A 16,374-nucleotide genomic window follows, 5' to 3' on the forward strand; every position below is an offset into this window, starting at 1 on the left:
CCGCCGCCTGAGTCCCTTCCAAGCTCGCTGTACAACGAACGATCAAGACCGCTGGGCGTTCGATGCGAGCAATTCCTTCAATATCGCCGCCGGGTCGGCTCGTCGTTGCTGACGATAATCACCGACATGGCGAACGAATAACGTTGCGCGCGTTACCAGGCTCTTGCCCAGTACCGGCTTGCGCTCCAACTCTTCCTTGATGCGTTGAAACTGCGCCTGGATCACGGCATCGGTGTAGCGCGTGCCGGTCGCCAGGTTGTCGATGTAGATCGCCACCGCGCCGTCCAGCGCGCTGCGGCCATTGTCGATGGCGGTAGCGAACAGCTTGGCGCTGGCCTCGTCCTTGGCGTCCACGGCCTGCTGGCGACTCTTCTGCAAATTGGTCAGGCGAATGTTGTAGTTGTTGACGGTCTCGGCCACCAGGGCCGCCGACTGGATCAGGTTGCCCGCCGCTTCCTCGCGCTGCTGGGCGATGAGCGAGACGTTGCGCTTGAGCTCTTCGTTGACCAGCCCCAACTCGGCTTGCAGGCTCGGGTCGACGCTGGCAGCAATGATGCTGTCCAGGCGTTTGGTCGGGTCCTGGGCGTCGTCGATGGCATCGGTCAGCGAAGCCAGCCGACCTTCTTTCTCCCACTGGACGAACAGCTCCTTGTAGCGCGAACGTGGCGCCGACAACGCGCCAATCGCCACCCGGAACCCGGTGGTTTCATTGCTTTGCTCGGTGCCGTCGGCGGCGAACAGCGGGTACTCGCGACGCATCCCGGTGAACAAGGTGCCCTCGCCCTCCAGGTAGTTGCCGCCCTTGACCACGAAGCCGCCGTAGGTGCCTTGGCGGCGTCCGGCGTGCACGAGCTGGAAGGACTCCTGGACCATCTCGGCGGCGTTGCCGATCACGTCGAACAGGCCGATGGGGTTTGGCAGTTTGGTACCGATCGGCATCAGCCGCGCTGCCTGGCCGGTGCCGCCGGCGACCTGATTGAAGACTGCCCAGTCGGCCAGTGGCCCGTCGCTTTCGCTGCCTTCCAGACGCCGGGGAAACAGACGCCCTTCCAGATCCTGACGGCTAATGGCCTGCCCGCCACGGGCCGCAAATTCCCACTCGACTTCGGTCGGCAAGCGCACAAACCCCAGCCCGCCGTCCTCGGCCGAGGTGCCGCGACCGCTCACCGGCAGCAGGTCCTTGTGGTATTTCATCAGCCAGGCGCTGTACACCGCCGAGAAGCGTTCGGCCTCGAAGCGCGACAACTTCACCTTGGGCAAACGCCCGGCCATGCCTTGCGGCGCCTCGGCTTGCAGTGCCTCGCAGGCCGGCGCCGGCTCGCCGCTGGCCAGCGATTGCGCCTGGGCCATGACCTGGGCGTATTGGCGGGCGGTGACTTCGTATTTGCCGATGAAATAGAGCATCGGTTTGAGCGGGGTCTTGGCGTCCGTCTTGGGCATCAACGGCGTGATGGTCTTGCCCCAATCCTTGGGCAGATCCTTGAGGGTGAACTGGCCGTTGATAAAGTCCCGGCGGTAACCGGAGATGAACGACTGTTGATAACCGGCCTCGCCCTCGCTGAAGGGATAGCCGAGGCTGATCTCGCGGTCGTCCAGAGTGCCTTGCGCCAGGATGTAGACGTAACGGAACACCATCTGCCCTTCGCACGGTAGCGGCAGGCTGACGTCGTCAGCCAGCGGCTTGGGGTTGTCCAGTTTGTCTGTGCTTTCATCAGCCCAGACCATGCTGGCCAGGCTCAGCGCCACGGCGGCGCCCAATAACTTATACATCTCGGATTCCTTCAAACGCCTGGATACGCGCCACTCGCCAGCCACCACAGGCCGCCGCCACGACGCTGACGCCGAGCACGGCTACCAAGGCCCACGCGTAGTGATGCGCCAGCAGATGACTGGCGTATTCGCCCGGCGCCTGCGCAAATAAATGGTTCAGGCCCGATTGCGCCAAGCCATACAGCCCGGCGCTCAACAGGGCCGCGAGGCCGGCGCTGTACAGCGCCTGCAACACAACAAACAGCAACAGCGCCGCCGTGGAAAATCCCAGCAGGCGCAACACCGACAACGCTCGACGCTTGCGCTCGACCGCCGCCAGCGCACCGGCAAAAATCGCCGCAAATGCTCCCGACAAAGCCAATCCGGCGATGATCCAGAATACGATCGACAGGTTGCGGCTCAGCGATTGCACCTGGGCGATGGTCTGGGCCTGGGTCGAGACCAGCAGGTTCTGCGCAGCGAAATACTGGCGCAGCGGCTCGACATCGGTGAGACGACGGGCGTACAGACGAAACGCCGGGTACACCCGTTGCTCCGTCACACCCACCGCATCACCTGGCCAACCGAACGCCGACACGGCGCGGCCGTCCCGGTAATCTTCAGCCGCTTCCAGCAAGGCCAACGGCGCGAACAACCCGTCCCGGGCGAAGGCTTCCAGCGGCAGTACGCGCAGCACCTGGACGCGAGTGCGTTGCGCCTCTCCACGACCGGCTACTTGCCGACCGACGCTGGCCTGCAGCCAATCACCGGCCTTGGCCCCAAGCTTTTCGGCGGCGGTCTGGCTGAGCAGCACCTGATCCAGGCCTTGGGGCACCGGCAGACTGCCGAGCAAGGGGTCGTTGGCGGCGGTGGGGATCATTTCGACGGTCACCGTCGAAGTGCCAGCGGTCAGATCCGCCGTCGCGGCAATCTGCCGGGTGCGCGGCAAGGCGAAAGCCACGTCGCTGCGCCGGCTCAATTGTTCGATAAACGCGGCACTGAACCGACCGCCCCCCAAGGGAATGATTTCCCGGGTGGCCGGGTCGTTTTCCAAGCGCTCGGTCAAACTGCTGACCAGGCCGAATTTCAAGCCGAACAGCACCAGCAGCGGTGCGACCACCGCCACCAGCGCCAGTACCGAACAAGCCGACAGCCACGCGTCGTTGCGGTAATCCTGCCAGGCCAGGGAAGCCACCAGCGCGCTGCGCATCAGCAAGCCTCCCCGAGGGTGGCGGTGACACCGCCATCAACGTCGCGATGACAACTGATGCGCCGCACCTGCAAACCGCTGGCGCGGGCCAGTGACTCATCGTGGGTGGCGACGACGCAGCACACGCCATGTTCGCGGGCCTGGGTCACCAGCAACTGCATCACTCGTTCCGCGTTCAGCGGATCGAGGGCGGCGGTCGGTTCATCGGCCAGCAGCAAACGCGGCCCATGGGCCAGGGCGCGGGCGCAACTCACCCGTTGCCGTTGGCCGACGGACAAGTCGCCCGGCTTCTTGCCCAGTTGATCGACGATATCCAACGCCCCGGCCAGGCGATCCACGCTGCCGTCGTCCTTCAAACCGAGCAGTTTGCGCGACAGGTCGATGTTGCCGCGCACGTCCAGAAACTCCAGCAGGCCACCGGTTTGCAGCACGTAGCCCAAGTGCCGGCGGCGCAGGTCCGCCAAGGCACTTTGCGCATCTGCACGCCACAACCCGGTAATGTCCGTCCTGGTTTGGCCGAGCGCAAAATCAAACTGCCCGGCCTGATCCGGCGCCAGCACCAGCGCCAGCAAATCGAGCAAGGTGCTTTTGCCACAACCACTGGGACCGACCACCGCCAATTGTTCACCGGCACGCAGTTGCAGCCGAGGGATCACCAGGCTGTAACGCTGGCTGCCGACGCCCCGGTGTTTGTGCACTGCGCTCATGTTCAGCATCACGGCAGCGTCGACAACGGAACACGGTACAAGGCATCACCCGGTTCGGCATCGCCGAAACGCACCCAGTTGGCCAGGTCGTTGTGGAAGGTTTCGTAGAGGCGGATCTTCGAATCCAGCTCGTCGATAAAGTCCTCCTGCTCGGCCACGCTCAGGGAAAGCCACAAATCCTGGGTCATGTTCAGCGACTTGCTGCGGTAGGGCAGCCCTTCCAGATACTCACCCAGAACCCCGCCATCGGCCAGGTTGCCACCCTTGCGCAAGGCCGAGGGATCGCGGCTCATGTAGGCACTGGCGCTAGCGATTTCCTGGAAGAAATTCTTCGGCGAGGTCTGGGTCTTGCGGGCCGCATCGACGATCAGTTTCAGCGATTGCTGCAAGTCATTGAGCTGCAACTTGGTCAGCATCACGCACACCTGGAACGCCGGCAGTGCCGGGTTGGTCAGGTCGCGGTCGGCGGTCCAGGCGCTGACCAGTTGCGGCGCCTGGCTGGCGGCTTTACGCCCCAGGAAGTCCATGTGCATCGCGTAGCCGACGGCCGCCGATTTGTCGCTCAGGCTCGGCGCGGCACTCAGCAGCGGCACGGTTTGCGGCTTGTCACTACGCACCTGATGCACCAGATCGGCAAACACCGAACCGATCTCGTCCACCCGCTCACCGAACTTGCGCACATCGGCGCCCGGTACCGGAATGTACAGGTCGCCGATCTGCGGGTTGGCGTCGGCGGTCAGGGTGCGGTATTGGCTTTGCGCACCGCTGTGGGTTTTCTTGCCGGCATCGCTGAGCAGGTGCAAGGCGTAGATCTTGATCTGCTTGCCCAGCGCAGCCTGGCGCACTTCGGCCTCGTTCATTTGCGTGGCGGCATACGGGTCGTTCTTGCGCAAGGCACCGGCATCGGTGACCAACAGAATCAAGCGCCCGCCATAGCCGGACCAGTCCATGCGCTCGACCGCTTCCATCACACCGGCAAACGCATCTTCGTTGAACGAATGGCTGGAGACCGTGGACGCCTTGACCTGACGCGCCAGGTCCATGAAGCGCTGTGGGTCGCGGCCCTGGTCCAGAGTGATCAAGGTTTTAGCGACGTATTCCAGGCCCGGGGTTTTCTGGGTGCTGCTGCGAAACCCCACTAGGCCGAAGCTGACACTGTCCTGCTCGCCCCGCTCGGCGATGCGGGTTTGCAGTTGGTGTACTACGTCGCGGACCTGATCGATGTAGGGCTGCATGGACACGGTGGTGTCCACGACCAACACCACGGCGGTGCGGAACGCGTCGGCATTGGCGGTGGTGATTGGCGTGTTGTTGGCAGCGGCCTTTGGAGCATTGCCGGGGTCGATGGACGCCACGTTCAGCAACTGCACCGGCTGGCCGTTCTCATCGAAGCTCTCGCGGGAATCGAAAATCGGCAACAGGTAAAACTGGTTCTGCGGCACCGCACTGGCGGCCGGTTCCAGGGCCAGTACCTGCTGGTTGTCTTCGCGATTCTGCTGGGCCTTGAGCAGCAGGTTTTTTGCCGCCGACGGATCGGCCAGCAACCTCTCCACTTCGCCGGGCTGCCGCAGGAACATCACCGGGGCACGGCCGGAGCGTTCGGTGAACTTGAGCACCAGGCTTTGCTTCCAGTCGCTGACTTGCGCGGCCGGCAACCAGCCATCACTGCGCCCGTCGGTGGCGGCGCCAACACGCAGCCAAGGGCTGCCATCAACCTCTTTGCGCTGATAGACGTAAAGCACGGAAAACGCCGGCAAGGCCTTGTCAGGGGTGGCCCCCGGTTCGCTGGCGAGTTTCGCCCCCGGCTTGCTGAGCACTCGCTGAAACAAGGTTTTTTTGCCGGTCATCAGCAGCGGCCGCTGACCGCCATCGACCTCCGTTGCCACGGGGGGCTTTACGGGTGGCGCCACGGTCGGTGGCGCACTGGCCGGCGGTGCTGAAACCACCGGCACCTTGGCGTCCGCTTCGACGTCACCGGACAGCCACCAATAACCCGCACCGCCCAAGACCAGCGCCACGGCTACCGCGACAGCGGCGAGTGCGAACACCGGCCCCTTTCGCTGTTCCGAGACCGTGGACGACGGCGTCGGCTTCACAGTCGGCGGAACCGGATTGGGCTGAGGTTGTGGCTGCGCGGGGCCGGTCGGTATATCGATGGACACCGGCGTCAGTCCCGCGAGGTCATTGCTCACCGCGATCGGCACTACCGGAATTGGTAACGGCCGGATGGTGGTCGCTTCAACCGATTCCCGAGGCAGATTATCCAGCGCCTGCAACAGCGCCGCTGCGTCCGGGTAACGGTCGGCCGGATCCTTGGCCAACAGCTTGCGCAGCACTTCTTGATAGCGACCGTGGTGCACTGGCAGCTCCGGCAACGGTTCGGTCAAATGCGCCAGGGCCGTGGAGAGTGCGTCGTTGCCGGTATACGGCAGTTTGCCGACGAGGATTTCGTAGAGCACCACGCCCAGGGCATAAAGATCGGCCCTGCCATCAATATCCTGGCCGCGCGCCTGTTCCGGGCTCATGTAGCTGGGAGTGCCGACGGCGAAACCGGCCTGGGTGAATTGGGTGCGGTCATCCATGGACTTGGCGATGCCGAAGTCGGAGAGCACCGCCGTGCCATCGGCACGGAACAGAATGTTCGCCGGTTTGACGTCGCGATGAACCAGCCCCAGCCCATGGGCATAGCCCAGGGCCGAGGCGATCTGACGGATATAGATCAGGCCCTGCTCCGGCGTCAGGCCGGCGGCGATGCGCTCCTTGAGCGTGCCATTGGGCAGGAATTCCATGGCCATGTAATACAGCTCACCGACATGGCCGATGTCATGGATGGTGACCGTATGCGGGTGAGACAGGCGCGCCAGGGTTTTACCTTCGCGCAGGAAGCGCTCGCAGAAACTCGGGTCGGCCGCCAGCGCGGCGGCCATGACCTTCAAGGCCACCTTGCGCTCCAGCGAGCGCTGGGTCGCCAGGTAAACGCTGGCCATGGCGCCTTCGCCAATCTCGCCGTCTATGTCATAGCCGGGGATCAGAATGTGCAGGGCGGAATTCATGACGGCACCTTCACGACAATGACGGTGATGTTGTCCGGAGCACCGCGCATCAGGCCCAGGGACACCAGGCTGCTGGCGATTTCACCGGGCTCGTCGTGGCTCAGCACCTCGCTGATTTCATGGTCTTCGACGGTCTTGGTCAGCCCATCGCTGCACAGCAGGTAACTGTCGCCGGGCATCAACAGCAGATCGATCATCGCCAGTTTCAGTTGCGCCTCGACCCCGATGGCGCGGGTGACAATATTGGCCCGTGGATGGACCCGGGCTTCAGCTTCGCTGAGCAGGCCACTGTCCTGCAGATCCTGAACGTAACTGTGGTCCCGCGAGATGCTTTCGAGCAGGCCGTCACGCAGGCGATACAAGCGGCTGTCACCCGCCCACAGGCACACCCCGCGCAAGCCGCGCGCCGCCAACACCACCACGGTGCTGCCCATCATGGTCACGCCGCGGTTGGCGGTTTCTTCACGCACGGCCGCGTTGACCCGCAGCAGGTCGGTTTTCAGCGCCGCGACGTATTCATCCAGCGAACGGCCTACGGCAACGTTGCGCAGGCTATCGACGATCAGGCTGCTGACGTAGTCGCCCGCCGCATGCCCGCCCATGCCATCGGCGACCACCCACAGACCGTTTTCCGGCCGGTCCAGGCAAGCATCTTCGTTAACCTGGCGGACCATACCGACATGGCTCTTGCTTGCGGACTTGAACGTCTTTCCAACGCTTGGACACATCTACACAACACCTTCTTGGCCGAGCAAAAATTGCGCAAAATCAGCGGCGGCCGGCAGGCCCTGGCACCGCAATAAAGCAGGGGCGATACGCTCCGAACCCTGGCCCCACCAAATGCTTGCGCCTTCGCAGGCCAGTTCGGCAAGCACGGTCATTCGCGCCTTCGGGTCGGTGGCATCAAAACGATGCAGGCCGGCAAAACGGCTGCTTGGAGCACGTGGCAGGTACGCCGGGCCGCCCAGCGTTTCCAGCCCTGCACCGAAGGCTTCGAAGCTCGCCTCCACGCTCAACGTGCTCAACAGCAATTGCTCGACTTGCTCAAACCAGACATCCGCGCCGCCCACCACCGACGCCGGGTCAGCGTCGTGATCCAGCAGCACCGCGACGGTCAGCGGAAAATACCGGCCAACCCGATCGATGCTCGGCATCACCACCCCAACGGCGGCCTGCGGCCCACACACACCGGGCCCGAGCATGAAGCGCCACAGCGGACTGACCAGATAAGCATCCAGCCAACGGTCCCCGAGGCTCTGGCTGGCGAGCAGGCCCGCCGCCAGCCACGAATCCCAGGGGCCGATAAAACTCTGCGGCAAGCCACGGCTGACAAAGTCCCCGCGACTGGCCAGCTTTCCATAGAAGCCCGGCGTGCTCATAAACGCTCCGGCAAGCTGAAACCGCTGAGCACACGGCTCTTGAACGGGTTGAAGGCGCTGTTGGCCCGCAGCTCATAAGAGACGCTGGCGCCGTCGACCCGCAGCCGCAGGTTGAAGCGATCCGGCGAGTTGCCAGCGGTCAGGTCCGATTGCTCCAGCAGGCGGAACCAGGCCCAGGGCCCGTCCAGGGTGATGCCCGAACGACCGCTGGCTGAAGGCGGCATGATCGAGATCCGCACCACGCCGATGCTGCCGGGGTTGGGCCATTGCATGGAGGTGGGGCGACTCGGGCCGTGGTCGTAGCTCAATTGCTGGCCGTCGAGGTCGAGCAAAAACTGGGTGATGGTGGCGTCCATCGCCACTGGCTTGAGTTCGAAGCGCACCATCGGCTGGGTGCCGCCGGAACGGAAAAACGCATCCCGGATGGTCGCTGCCCGCTGGAAGGTTTGCAGCACGCCCGGGGCGATGCCGAGCTTCTGTGCGGCGCCCGGCTGCCAACGCCAGGCCTGGGTCGAGGTATCCACGTACGGCTGCAGGTATTTGCGGAAGTAGTTGTCCATCACCCCGCCGACGCCGAAGAACTGGCCAAAATCATCCAGGGTCGCGTCCCGCGCACTGCCCGGCGACATTGGATAGCGCCCGGCCAAAGACTGGCGATAGATGTTCACCACTTCGCTGGTCCAGGCCGCGTTCAGTTGATTGCGTACCCCGCCCATCATGCTGTTGGTGGTGGAGTTGACCACCGACTTGACCAAGCCTTGCACGAGCGGCGGTTGCCGCTCGGCGTTGAGGCTGACCCGCGTGGCAGCTGCGGCGGCCTGGTTCTTGGCTTCGCCGAGCAAGGCGTCGCCGCTGGCGCCGACCATGGCGCTGACCTGCACATACAGGGCGTTCATGTCGGCCAGCAGGCCGTCGATGGCCGCCGGCTCGCCTTCGTTTTTGCTGACGATGCTGTTGAGTTCGGCAAAATGCGCGGTGATGGGATCTTCACTGGCATCCGGTGTGTTTTGCGTCGCCTGCTCCTGGCCGAGCAAGCTGCCCAAGCGCTCCTTGAGCTTGTCGACCCCGCCCTCCACCGGCGCGCCCTTGGCGGCCAGCAGGCGTTCTTCCTGTTGCAGGTCGGTTTCCTTCGCCACTGCTACCAGCAGTTTTTTCAACGGCGAGGTCGGGCCAGAAATCACCCGCAACACATCGGCGGCCTGGGCCACGCTGGTGATCGGCACGAAGTCGATATCAGCCAGCAAGGCGTCCCACTGGCGCTGGTAATCCTGGAAATACAAACGGCGCACGTCGGCGGCCAGGCTGACGACGTTCTGTTGTTCTGCCTGGTCGCGACCGAGCACCCACTGCTCCTCGGCCAGGGTGCCGGTCTGGTTCAGGCTGGTCAGCAAAAACCCTTGGCGGTAACCCTTGGCCGTGAAGAAGCCGCTCAAGGGTTCGCCCAGCGGCTTGCCGCTCTTGCGGCTGAACACCAGCGCGGCATCACGCCCGGCCGCTTCGTTGAGACGAAAGTCCGGGATGCCGTCCGGCAGTTTCTGCCGCTTGACCCGGTCATAGACGCGCTGGGCCACCGGCAGCTGCTGCAACTGCCGACGCAGATCGTCGATCAGGCGCGGGTCCAGACGTGCGGTGGGGGGATGGCGCTCGAACAGCGCCTGCAAGTGCTCCTCCAGGGCCAGACGCTGCTCGGCCGGCAAGTCGCGCGGCAGGCTGCGATCCCAATCCAGGGCGATCCACGCCTTGATGAAGTCGGCATCGTAATGCTCGCTGTCGGCGAGCATCAGGTAGGCCTTCAAGCCTTCGTAAAGGAAGTCCGAATTGCCGCCGCCGTGCAGTTGCTCTTCGATGCGCGTGAGCAAGCGTGGCGCGAAGACCGCGATCAACAACTTGCGATAGACGCTGCCAGACTCGGCTTCAAGCATGTCGCCCTGATACAGGCCCAGGCCTTCGGCCCAGTTCGGCGAATCGTCGGCCAGGTGCTTCACCGCGTTGAGCAAAGGCAACACCGCAAGCACGTCCCGTTGTGCCGGGCTGAGGTTCTGCACGGCCTGGCCCAGGGGCGCGACTTTCTGATCGACTTGCGCGATATACGCCTGGTTGGCGCGGTAGCTGACCCACCACAAGGTCCCGACCACCAGCACCAGGGCCACGGTCGAGGCCAGCACGCCCCGGGCGATCCACTTGCGTCGACGTTCGACTTTCGGGTTGACCCCCACCAGCCCACGCTCGGCAAAGGCCACGGCGCTGAAGAGCTTTTCGATGAAGTAACTGCGCCCGGTGCCGTTCTGGCGCGCCAGGTGCTGGCGGTCCAGGTTCATGCTCTGGGCCATGGAGCCGATCAGCCGATCAATCGGGCTGCCTTCCTGGGTGCCGCTGGTGAAATACACCCCGCGCAACAGCACCCGTTCTTCAAAGGCATTGGGTTTGAATACGCCCTCAAGGAAGCTTTGCAGGCAATCCTTCAACGCGCCGAACTGTTGCGGGAAGCCGTAGATCAGATCGCGTCGCGCCGGGTCGCGTTCCTGTTGCAAACGCTCCACCAGACGAGCGTTGAGGCGCTGTTCCAGGCCGGTGAATTCGCTTTGCAGCTGGGCCAGTGGGCTGTCATTGTTTTTACCGTCGTCCAGGGCAAAGGTCATACCCCAGACCTGGGCTCGTTCTTCCTTGCTCAGGGTATCGAAATACTCCATGAACCCTGGCACCAGATCGAGCTTGGTCAGCATCAGGTAGATCGGAAAGCGCACACCCAATTGCGTGTACAGCTCCTGGATACGCAGGCGGATCGCGGCGGCATGGGCGGCGCGCTCGGCGTCGCTGCCCAGCAGCAGGTCGGAGAGGCTGATGGCGATAAACGCGCCGTCGATCGGACGCCGGGCCCGCTGTTTCTTCAACAGGCCGAGAAAACCCAGCCACGCGGCTTTATCGACTGTCGCGTCGCTGTCCTGGGTGGTGTAGCGCCCGGCGGTGTCGAGCAGCACGGCCTGATCGGTAAACCACCAATCGCAATTGCGCGTGCCACCGACCCCACGGACTGCCCCGGCGCCCAACTGCGCCGCCAACGGAAAATGCAGCCCGGAATTGACCAGCGCCGTGGTCTTGCCCGAACCCGGCGGGCCGATGATCACGTACCACGGCAGTTCATACAGGTTACGGCGCTCGTCACCGCCCAGCTTGGCCTTCTTCAACAACGCCAAGGCTTCGTCCATGCGCTGACGCAGGGTTTCGAGTTCCTCAGAGGTGGCGATGCTGGTCGGGTCCGGCGGGGTTTGCGCCGCCAGACTGCGCATCACTTCGGCGGCCTGACGGCGCGCCTGGATAATGCGAAACACCCGGTAGGCGATCCACACCGCGAATACCAGAATGATCAACGCCCAGCGCCGACCTTCGGGCACCAGCAATTCAAGCAGCGGCCCGACAAACCAGATGATCAGGCTCAGGGCGATCAGCCCCAGCAACGGAATGACCCAGCGGATGATAAAACTGAAAAACGCCTTCACTCGACCCCCTCCGCCAACACTGTGATTTCGACCCGACGGTTGCGTGCGCGGCCCTCTGTTGTAGCGTTCGAGGCCAACGGTTCGGTGTCGCTGCGGCCTTCGGCGCTGAAGCGTTCGGGCTGGCCGGTTTTGGCCGAAAGAATTTGCAGCACCGAATTGGCCCGCGCCTCGGACAAGGCCCAATTCGATGGAAACCGCAAGGTGGCAATCGGGCGATTATCACTGTGGCCGGTCACCCGGACCTGGCCCTTGACCTTGCGAACGGCATCGGCGATGCGCAGCATCAGCGGCTGGAAATTGTCGACGATGCTGGCGCTGCCCGAGGCGAACAGCTCATCGCCACGGATGGTCACCACTGAACGGTCAACGGCATCTTCCACAGCGACCCGACCGGCCTTGATTTCATCGGCGAGGAAGCCTGCCAGGCGGGGACGCTCGATCAGTTTCGGTTGCACCACCGGACGGTCGATGGCCTGCACCGGGATCTCGCCCAGCGCATGAATATTTTTAAACACCGGCTCGGCATCGGCGGCCAGTTTCAAGCGCAGGCCGAACAGCAGTGCCAGCAGCAACGCCACGCCGATGGCCACGGCGATCCACGGCGGCATGAATTGCGCGAGTCGGTCGCGGGCCACGGTGACGCCGCGCCAATGGGGCGACAGTTCACGCTCATAATCGCCACGGGCGCTGCGGATGACCGCACTGGTGCGTTCACGCAAGGCTTCCAGTTGGCTGCGACCGTCGTTCATGACCCGATAACGCCCTTCGAAACCCAGGCACATGCACAGGTACAACAGCTCCAGCAGATACAAACGTTCGCGGGGGCTTTGCAGGCAATGTTCCAACAGCTGGAACACCTTCTCGCCGCCCCAGGCTTCGTTGTGCACGGTGATCAGCAGGCTCTGTTTGCCCCAGTCGCTGGCACCACCCCACGGCGTACTTAACACCGCTTCATCCAGGGCGGTGCACAAGGCGTAACGGGCCAGCAACACATCGTTGCGCGCCACGCCGGCAGCCTCGGCGCGCTCCTCGAACTGGCGCAGGTAGGCCAGTAATTGCGCCCGCAGGCTCGCCGGCGCCGGGTGGGCAATGGTGTTGCGCAAGCGGGTCAGCAAAGCCAGCAACGGCCCAGCGGCGCTCTCCAGGGGGTTGAGACCTTCGGCCGTGCCGATCAAAAGCGGGGCGGCCGGCATCGAAAGTGGCGCGGCCTGGGCGCGACCAGCCTCCGGGTGGACCGGGTCGGCGCCACGGCCACCGGGTGTCGGCATGAATTGGGTACGATCGTCGTTGCTCATTGCGGTTTATCCTCGGATCGCCCAGAAAGCCAGGTTCAGCCCCGGGAATTGCCCCGCGATGTAGAACGCAAAACCGCCGGAGTTGGCCAGTTGCTGCCAATGCTCGCTGCCCCGGTCCAGTTCGTAATAAGTGGAGCCGGCGTGATACGGAATTTGCCGTGGCGCCACCGGCAGCGGCAGCAGGCCAATGCCCGGTAATTGCAGGTTGACCAGGTTGCGGATGTGCTCCACCGAGCCGACTTTGCTCTGTTGGCCGAAGTGGCTGCGCAGGGTTTCGGCGGGCACGTCGGCGCGCACCACCAGGATGAAGCTGGCGCTGTCGAGCAGGGACTTGTCGGCCAGCATCGCGACGTGGACGCCGTAGGCTTTTTCGACGATCGGAATCGGCGTGGCCTTGCTGTCGATCAGCATCGACAGCGCCTCACGCAGGGCTTGCATCACCGGCGCGAAACTCAGCGCCAAGTCATCGTGTTGGTATTGCGGGTATTCCTGGGGTCGCCGCCCGGAAGCGGTAAAGGTCGAGAACTCGCCGGCCAGACTCACCAGCTCGCTGTAGAACCGCTCAGGGTGCAACGGGCTCAACTGACTCAAGTGCTGGATCAACGGCTGGGCACGGTTGACCAGTTGCAGCAGCATGAAATCGGCAATCTCCGAGGCACCGCCGGCACCGGACGCCACCACCCGCCCGGCCAGGGCTTCGCCACGCTGATGCAGCAGGCCCAGCAGTTCGTTGCGAAACGCGGCGAGGGAGTTGGAGGCGACCACATCCAGCAGCGGCGGGATGTAAGTGTCGTCGAGCACCAAGGCTCGGTCGGCGCGTTTCTCCTTGATTCGTACCAGACCGATAGCGGCGTAGTCGCTGATGCCATCCTGGGCTACCAACAATCGCAGCGCCCTCGCCCCCACGGCCACGGGGGCCTGGTTTTCGAACGGCGCGTTGTCGTCCCGTACTTCGCGAACCTGGCTCACGTAGCGCGCAGCGCCCAGGGCTTCGCCTTCGTCAACGGTATCTCGCGCACCGGCGCGCTTGAGCGGCAAGGCCAGGTACACCAAGCCATCGCGCAGGTTGTCATCGACATTCAGCGGGCTCGGCGCCAGGTCATCCTGGGGAATGTTGAATGGCGTGCCGTCCGGCAACAGACCCCGCGCAGAGATAATCGCCAGTTTGCCCTGGGCCAGCAGACCCTGGTCGATCAGCAATTCGGAGAAACCCCAGGCGCCGGCCGACAATGGGCGGCTCCGGGCGTCGATGAGGTTCTCCAGGTAACGGTCATGCTGCTGAAAGTGCTGCGTTCCAATGAACATGCCTTCCGACCAGACCACTCGATTGTTCCAGGACATGGGGGGCTCCGATTGTTTATTGGGCAGGGCTGGATGGGGAAACCACGACGGCGCTGCGCACGGCTCGCACGTCGAGGCTGATCTGGTATTCGGTGTATTGGCGCGGCGGGACATTCATCACCGCGCGCCACAACGACTGATCCAGCTCGCGATACCCCACCAGTACGCCGATATGGCGGGTGGCCGGGTCGAGGTCGCGCTGCAGGCTCAACTGCTGGCCGGGCTGGATCAGCACTTCGTCCTGATCGATCAGATCGGCGCCGAGCGTCGCCTGGGCCCGTTCGGCCAGTGCGAAATAATCGGAACGGCCGAAGGTGGCGGCATTTTTCAATTCGAAAATACGCACCCGGACCGGGGCTGGCTGGCCAGTGGCGCCGGGGTTGAGCCCGGCAATGGCGTGGAAGTGCAACTCGACGGCGGCCGTATCGGCCTCGGCCTCAGCCTCTTCGGGCTGGGGTTTGGCCGCATCCTTGGCGCATGCGGTCAGCAGAAGCGCGGTGGCAACTGCGAGTAAAAACCTGGGAATCATCCTGCGTCCTCAATGACGTTTCAGCTATCCGTTGTTCCGTTCTTTGCTATGAATGGCGCTATGCGATGGCGACGCTCAGCCGCGGCGCTGCCTTGTACTGTGTTCTTCGTAGGCGCGGCTGAATTCCCGACCGAACAGGTCCTGGAAATCCTCTTGGGCCTCGCGGGAAATATTGCTGTAGAGCTCGGTGAACTGCTGCCAGTACTGGGCCTGTCGCGAGCCGTTGAAAATGCTCGACAGGCCACCGGGCTTGCCCATGCGCTCTTCCAGTTGCGCCGGTTCGAAGCGCGCCAGCAGGTGCTTGATCGCCGCTTCCACGCCGGCCATCACCGCCAATTGGTGGGCACGCAAGTCATCGAAGCTGTCGCGCACGGCCAGGTCCGGTGCCATGAACGCCTGATTGCTGTGGCGCAACAGCAACAGCAATGCTTCATCGACGTTGGGAGCGAATTTCAGCGGGTTGTTTTCCACCGGTTGAATCATCGTCTGCTGAATGCGGAACTCGCCCTTGAGGCTGCTACGGGCGCGCAAGACATCGATCAGGCCTTCGACCATCAGCCGATAACTGCGGCCGATGCTTTCCATTTGCGCTTCGGCCTGGGCCTTGTCCAGGCGCACTTGATCCAGCCCGGCACCGCGCAGAAAGGCTTGCAACAGGTCGGGTTGAGAATTGTCGGCCGGGCTGACCGGATCGACCAGGCGTTGCACCACGGCCACGGGCGGTTCGCAAAGGGGGGCCGGTTCGATCGGTACGCTGATATGAGGTACAGGCGGCGGCGCAACCTCTGCAACAGGCAGAGGGGCGATCGCCACCGGTGCAGGCTTGTCGCTGAACAGGTCCCAATCTTCCGGAATCACCGGGGCCGACACCAGCAGCGCAGGCCCGGCCACGGGCGTTGGGACGGGGATCGGGGTTGGTGGGCGGAAGTCGTGCTGCTCGGCCGGGACATGGTCGGGCTGGGTGGCCGGCGGAACGCTGGTCGGTGTCAGAAAGTCGAACAGGTCCGGCATCGTGTCCATGGCCGACACGCCCTGAAAATGTGCAGGTGGCGTCATGGGCAATGACGTCGGCGTATTCACGACGGCGCCCTGACGCCCCATCAGGGCCTCGAAGCTGCTGGACGAATCGGCGAAAGGGTTGCCGTCGGTCACCGGCAGACTGAAATCGATACGCGCCTGGATTTCATAATCACCGATGCGGATAACTTCGCCATCTTGCAACGGCTCGCTGTTGCCCTTGCGCAGACGAATACCGGCCTTGACCAATTCCACACCGTTAGTGCTGTTATCAGTTAAGTAATACCGGCCATCTTTATATTGAATAACGCAATGTTTGCCGGACACCAAACGCTCTGGATCGGGCAATACCCAGTCATTATCAGAATTACGGCCAATCGCCATCACACCCTGATCCATGGATTTCTCAGGGCACTGACCAGGGGTAATTTTGTGATAACTAGTGATAGTCAAACACAGCGACATCTTGCCTCCTTGCTGAACACTTTGCGCGCGGGCGAATCGGGATTAACTCCCGCCAGACTCGCTCCGACAACCTTGCAAAAACAACCTTGAAACGGCTTTTTACCAGCATGATTGCTGATCTTAACCGGCTTT

Annotated in this window: 11 protein-coding genes; all 11 read right to left on the reverse strand. The window is 63.4% G+C overall.

Annotation, left to right across the window (positions count from 1 at the left end; all coding sequences use genetic code 11):
• Positions 1-42 precede the first annotated feature (42 nt).
• Complete coding sequence (locus KW837_RS10395; RefSeq protein ID WP_218395523.1) at positions 43-1,770, reverse strand: SUMF1/EgtB/PvdO family nonheme iron enzyme; 1,728 nt, start codon at positions 1,768-1,770, stop codon at positions 43-45.
• Positions 1,763-2,959, reverse strand: a complete 1,197-nt coding sequence (locus tag KW837_RS10400; RefSeq protein ID WP_218395526.1) for an ABC transporter permease — start codon at positions 2,957-2,959, stop codon at positions 1,763-1,765. The genes KW837_RS10395 and KW837_RS10400 overlap by 8 nt, the downstream gene beginning before the upstream one ends.
• Positions 2,959-3,675, reverse strand: coding sequence for an ABC transporter ATP-binding protein (locus KW837_RS10405; RefSeq protein ID WP_218395528.1), 717 nt, complete (start codon positions 3,673-3,675; stop codon positions 2,959-2,961). Before KW837_RS10405 ends, KW837_RS10400 begins: the two co-directional genes overlap by 1 nt.
• A complete protein-coding gene (locus tag KW837_RS10410; RefSeq protein WP_305729664.1) occupies positions 3,675-6,719 on the reverse strand; it encodes a serine/threonine-protein kinase in 3,045 nt (1,014 codons plus the stop codon). Before KW837_RS10410 ends, KW837_RS10405 begins: the two co-directional genes overlap by 1 nt.
• Positions 6,716-7,447 carry a PP2C family serine/threonine-protein phosphatase gene (locus KW837_RS10415; protein ID WP_218395530.1) on the reverse strand — a complete coding sequence of 244 codons (732 nt, stop codon included), beginning with the start codon at positions 7,445-7,447 and terminating at the stop codon, positions 6,716-6,718. The genes KW837_RS10410 and KW837_RS10415 overlap by 4 nt, the downstream gene beginning before the upstream one ends.
• Positions 7,448-8,098, reverse strand: coding sequence for a type VI secretion system-associated protein TagF (tagF, locus tag KW837_RS10420; protein ID WP_218395533.1), 651 nt, complete (start codon positions 8,096-8,098; stop codon positions 7,448-7,450).
• A complete protein-coding gene (tssM, locus tag KW837_RS10425) occupies positions 8,095-11,595 on the reverse strand; it encodes a type VI secretion system membrane subunit TssM (RefSeq protein ID WP_218395535.1) in 3,501 nt (1,166 codons plus the stop codon). The genes tagF and tssM overlap by 4 nt, the downstream gene beginning before the upstream one ends.
• Positions 11,592-12,890 carry a DotU family type VI secretion system protein gene (locus KW837_RS10430; protein ID WP_218395537.1) on the reverse strand — a complete coding sequence of 433 codons (1,299 nt, stop codon included), beginning with the start codon at positions 12,888-12,890 and terminating at the stop codon, positions 11,592-11,594. Before KW837_RS10430 ends, tssM begins: the two co-directional genes overlap by 4 nt.
• A gap of 6 nt (positions 12,891-12,896) precedes the next feature.
• Complete coding sequence (gene tssK / locus KW837_RS10435; RefSeq protein WP_218395540.1) at positions 12,897-14,231, reverse strand: type VI secretion system baseplate subunit TssK; 1,335 nt, start codon at positions 14,229-14,231, stop codon at positions 12,897-12,899.
• Positions 14,232-14,247: 16 nt separating this feature from the next.
• Positions 14,248-14,760 (reverse strand): type VI secretion system lipoprotein TssJ, encoded by a 513-nt coding sequence (gene tssJ / locus KW837_RS10440; protein ID WP_007894506.1) that lies wholly within the window; start codon positions 14,758-14,760, stop codon positions 14,248-14,250.
• Positions 14,761-14,835: 75 nt separating this feature from the next.
• Positions 14,836-16,242: a type VI secretion system-associated FHA domain protein TagH gene (gene tagH / locus KW837_RS10445; RefSeq protein WP_218395542.1), complete on the reverse strand. Its 1,407-nt coding sequence runs from the start codon at positions 16,240-16,242 to the stop codon at positions 14,836-14,838.
• Between the last annotated feature and the right edge of the window lie 132 nt (positions 16,243-16,374).

Origin of the sequence: Pseudomonas sp. PDM24, from assembly GCF_019218905.1 — a bacterium.
Lineage (GTDB): Bacteria > Pseudomonadota > Gammaproteobacteria > Pseudomonadales > Pseudomonadaceae > Aquipseudomonas.

Coding starts and splice junctions, on each gene's coding strand:
- KW837_RS10395 (WP_218395523.1), bottom strand. CDS start 1,770: ATGTATAAGTTATTGGGCGCCGCCGTGGCGCTGAGCCTGGCCAGCATG.
- KW837_RS10400 (WP_218395526.1), bottom strand. CDS start 2,959: ATGCGCAGCGCGCTGGTGGCTTCCCTGGCCTGGCAGGATTACCGCAAC.
- KW837_RS10405 (WP_218395528.1), bottom strand. CDS start 3,675: ATGCTGAACATGAGCGCAGTGCACAAACACCGGGGCGTCGGCAGCCAG.
- KW837_RS10410 (WP_305729664.1), bottom strand. CDS start 6,719: ATGAATTCCGCCCTGCACATTCTGATCCCCGGCTATGACATAGACGGC.
- KW837_RS10415 (WP_218395530.1), bottom strand. CDS start 7,447: ATGTGTCCAAGCGTTGGAAAGACGTTCAAGTCCGCAAGCAAGAGCCAT.
- tagF (WP_218395533.1), bottom strand. CDS start 8,098: ATGAGCACGCCGGGCTTCTATGGAAAGCTGGCCAGTCGCGGGGACTTT.
- KW837_RS10430 (WP_218395537.1), bottom strand. CDS start 12,890: ATGAGCAACGACGATCGTACCCAATTCATGCCGACACCCGGTGGCCGT.
- tssK (WP_218395540.1), bottom strand. CDS start 14,231: ATGTCCTGGAACAATCGAGTGGTCTGGTCGGAAGGCATGTTCATTGGA.
- tssJ (WP_007894506.1), bottom strand. CDS start 14,760: ATGATTCCCAGGTTTTTACTCGCAGTTGCCACCGCGCTTCTGCTGACC.
- tagH (WP_218395542.1), bottom strand. CDS start 16,242: ATGTCGCTGTGTTTGACTATCACTAGTTATCACAAAATTACCCCTGGT.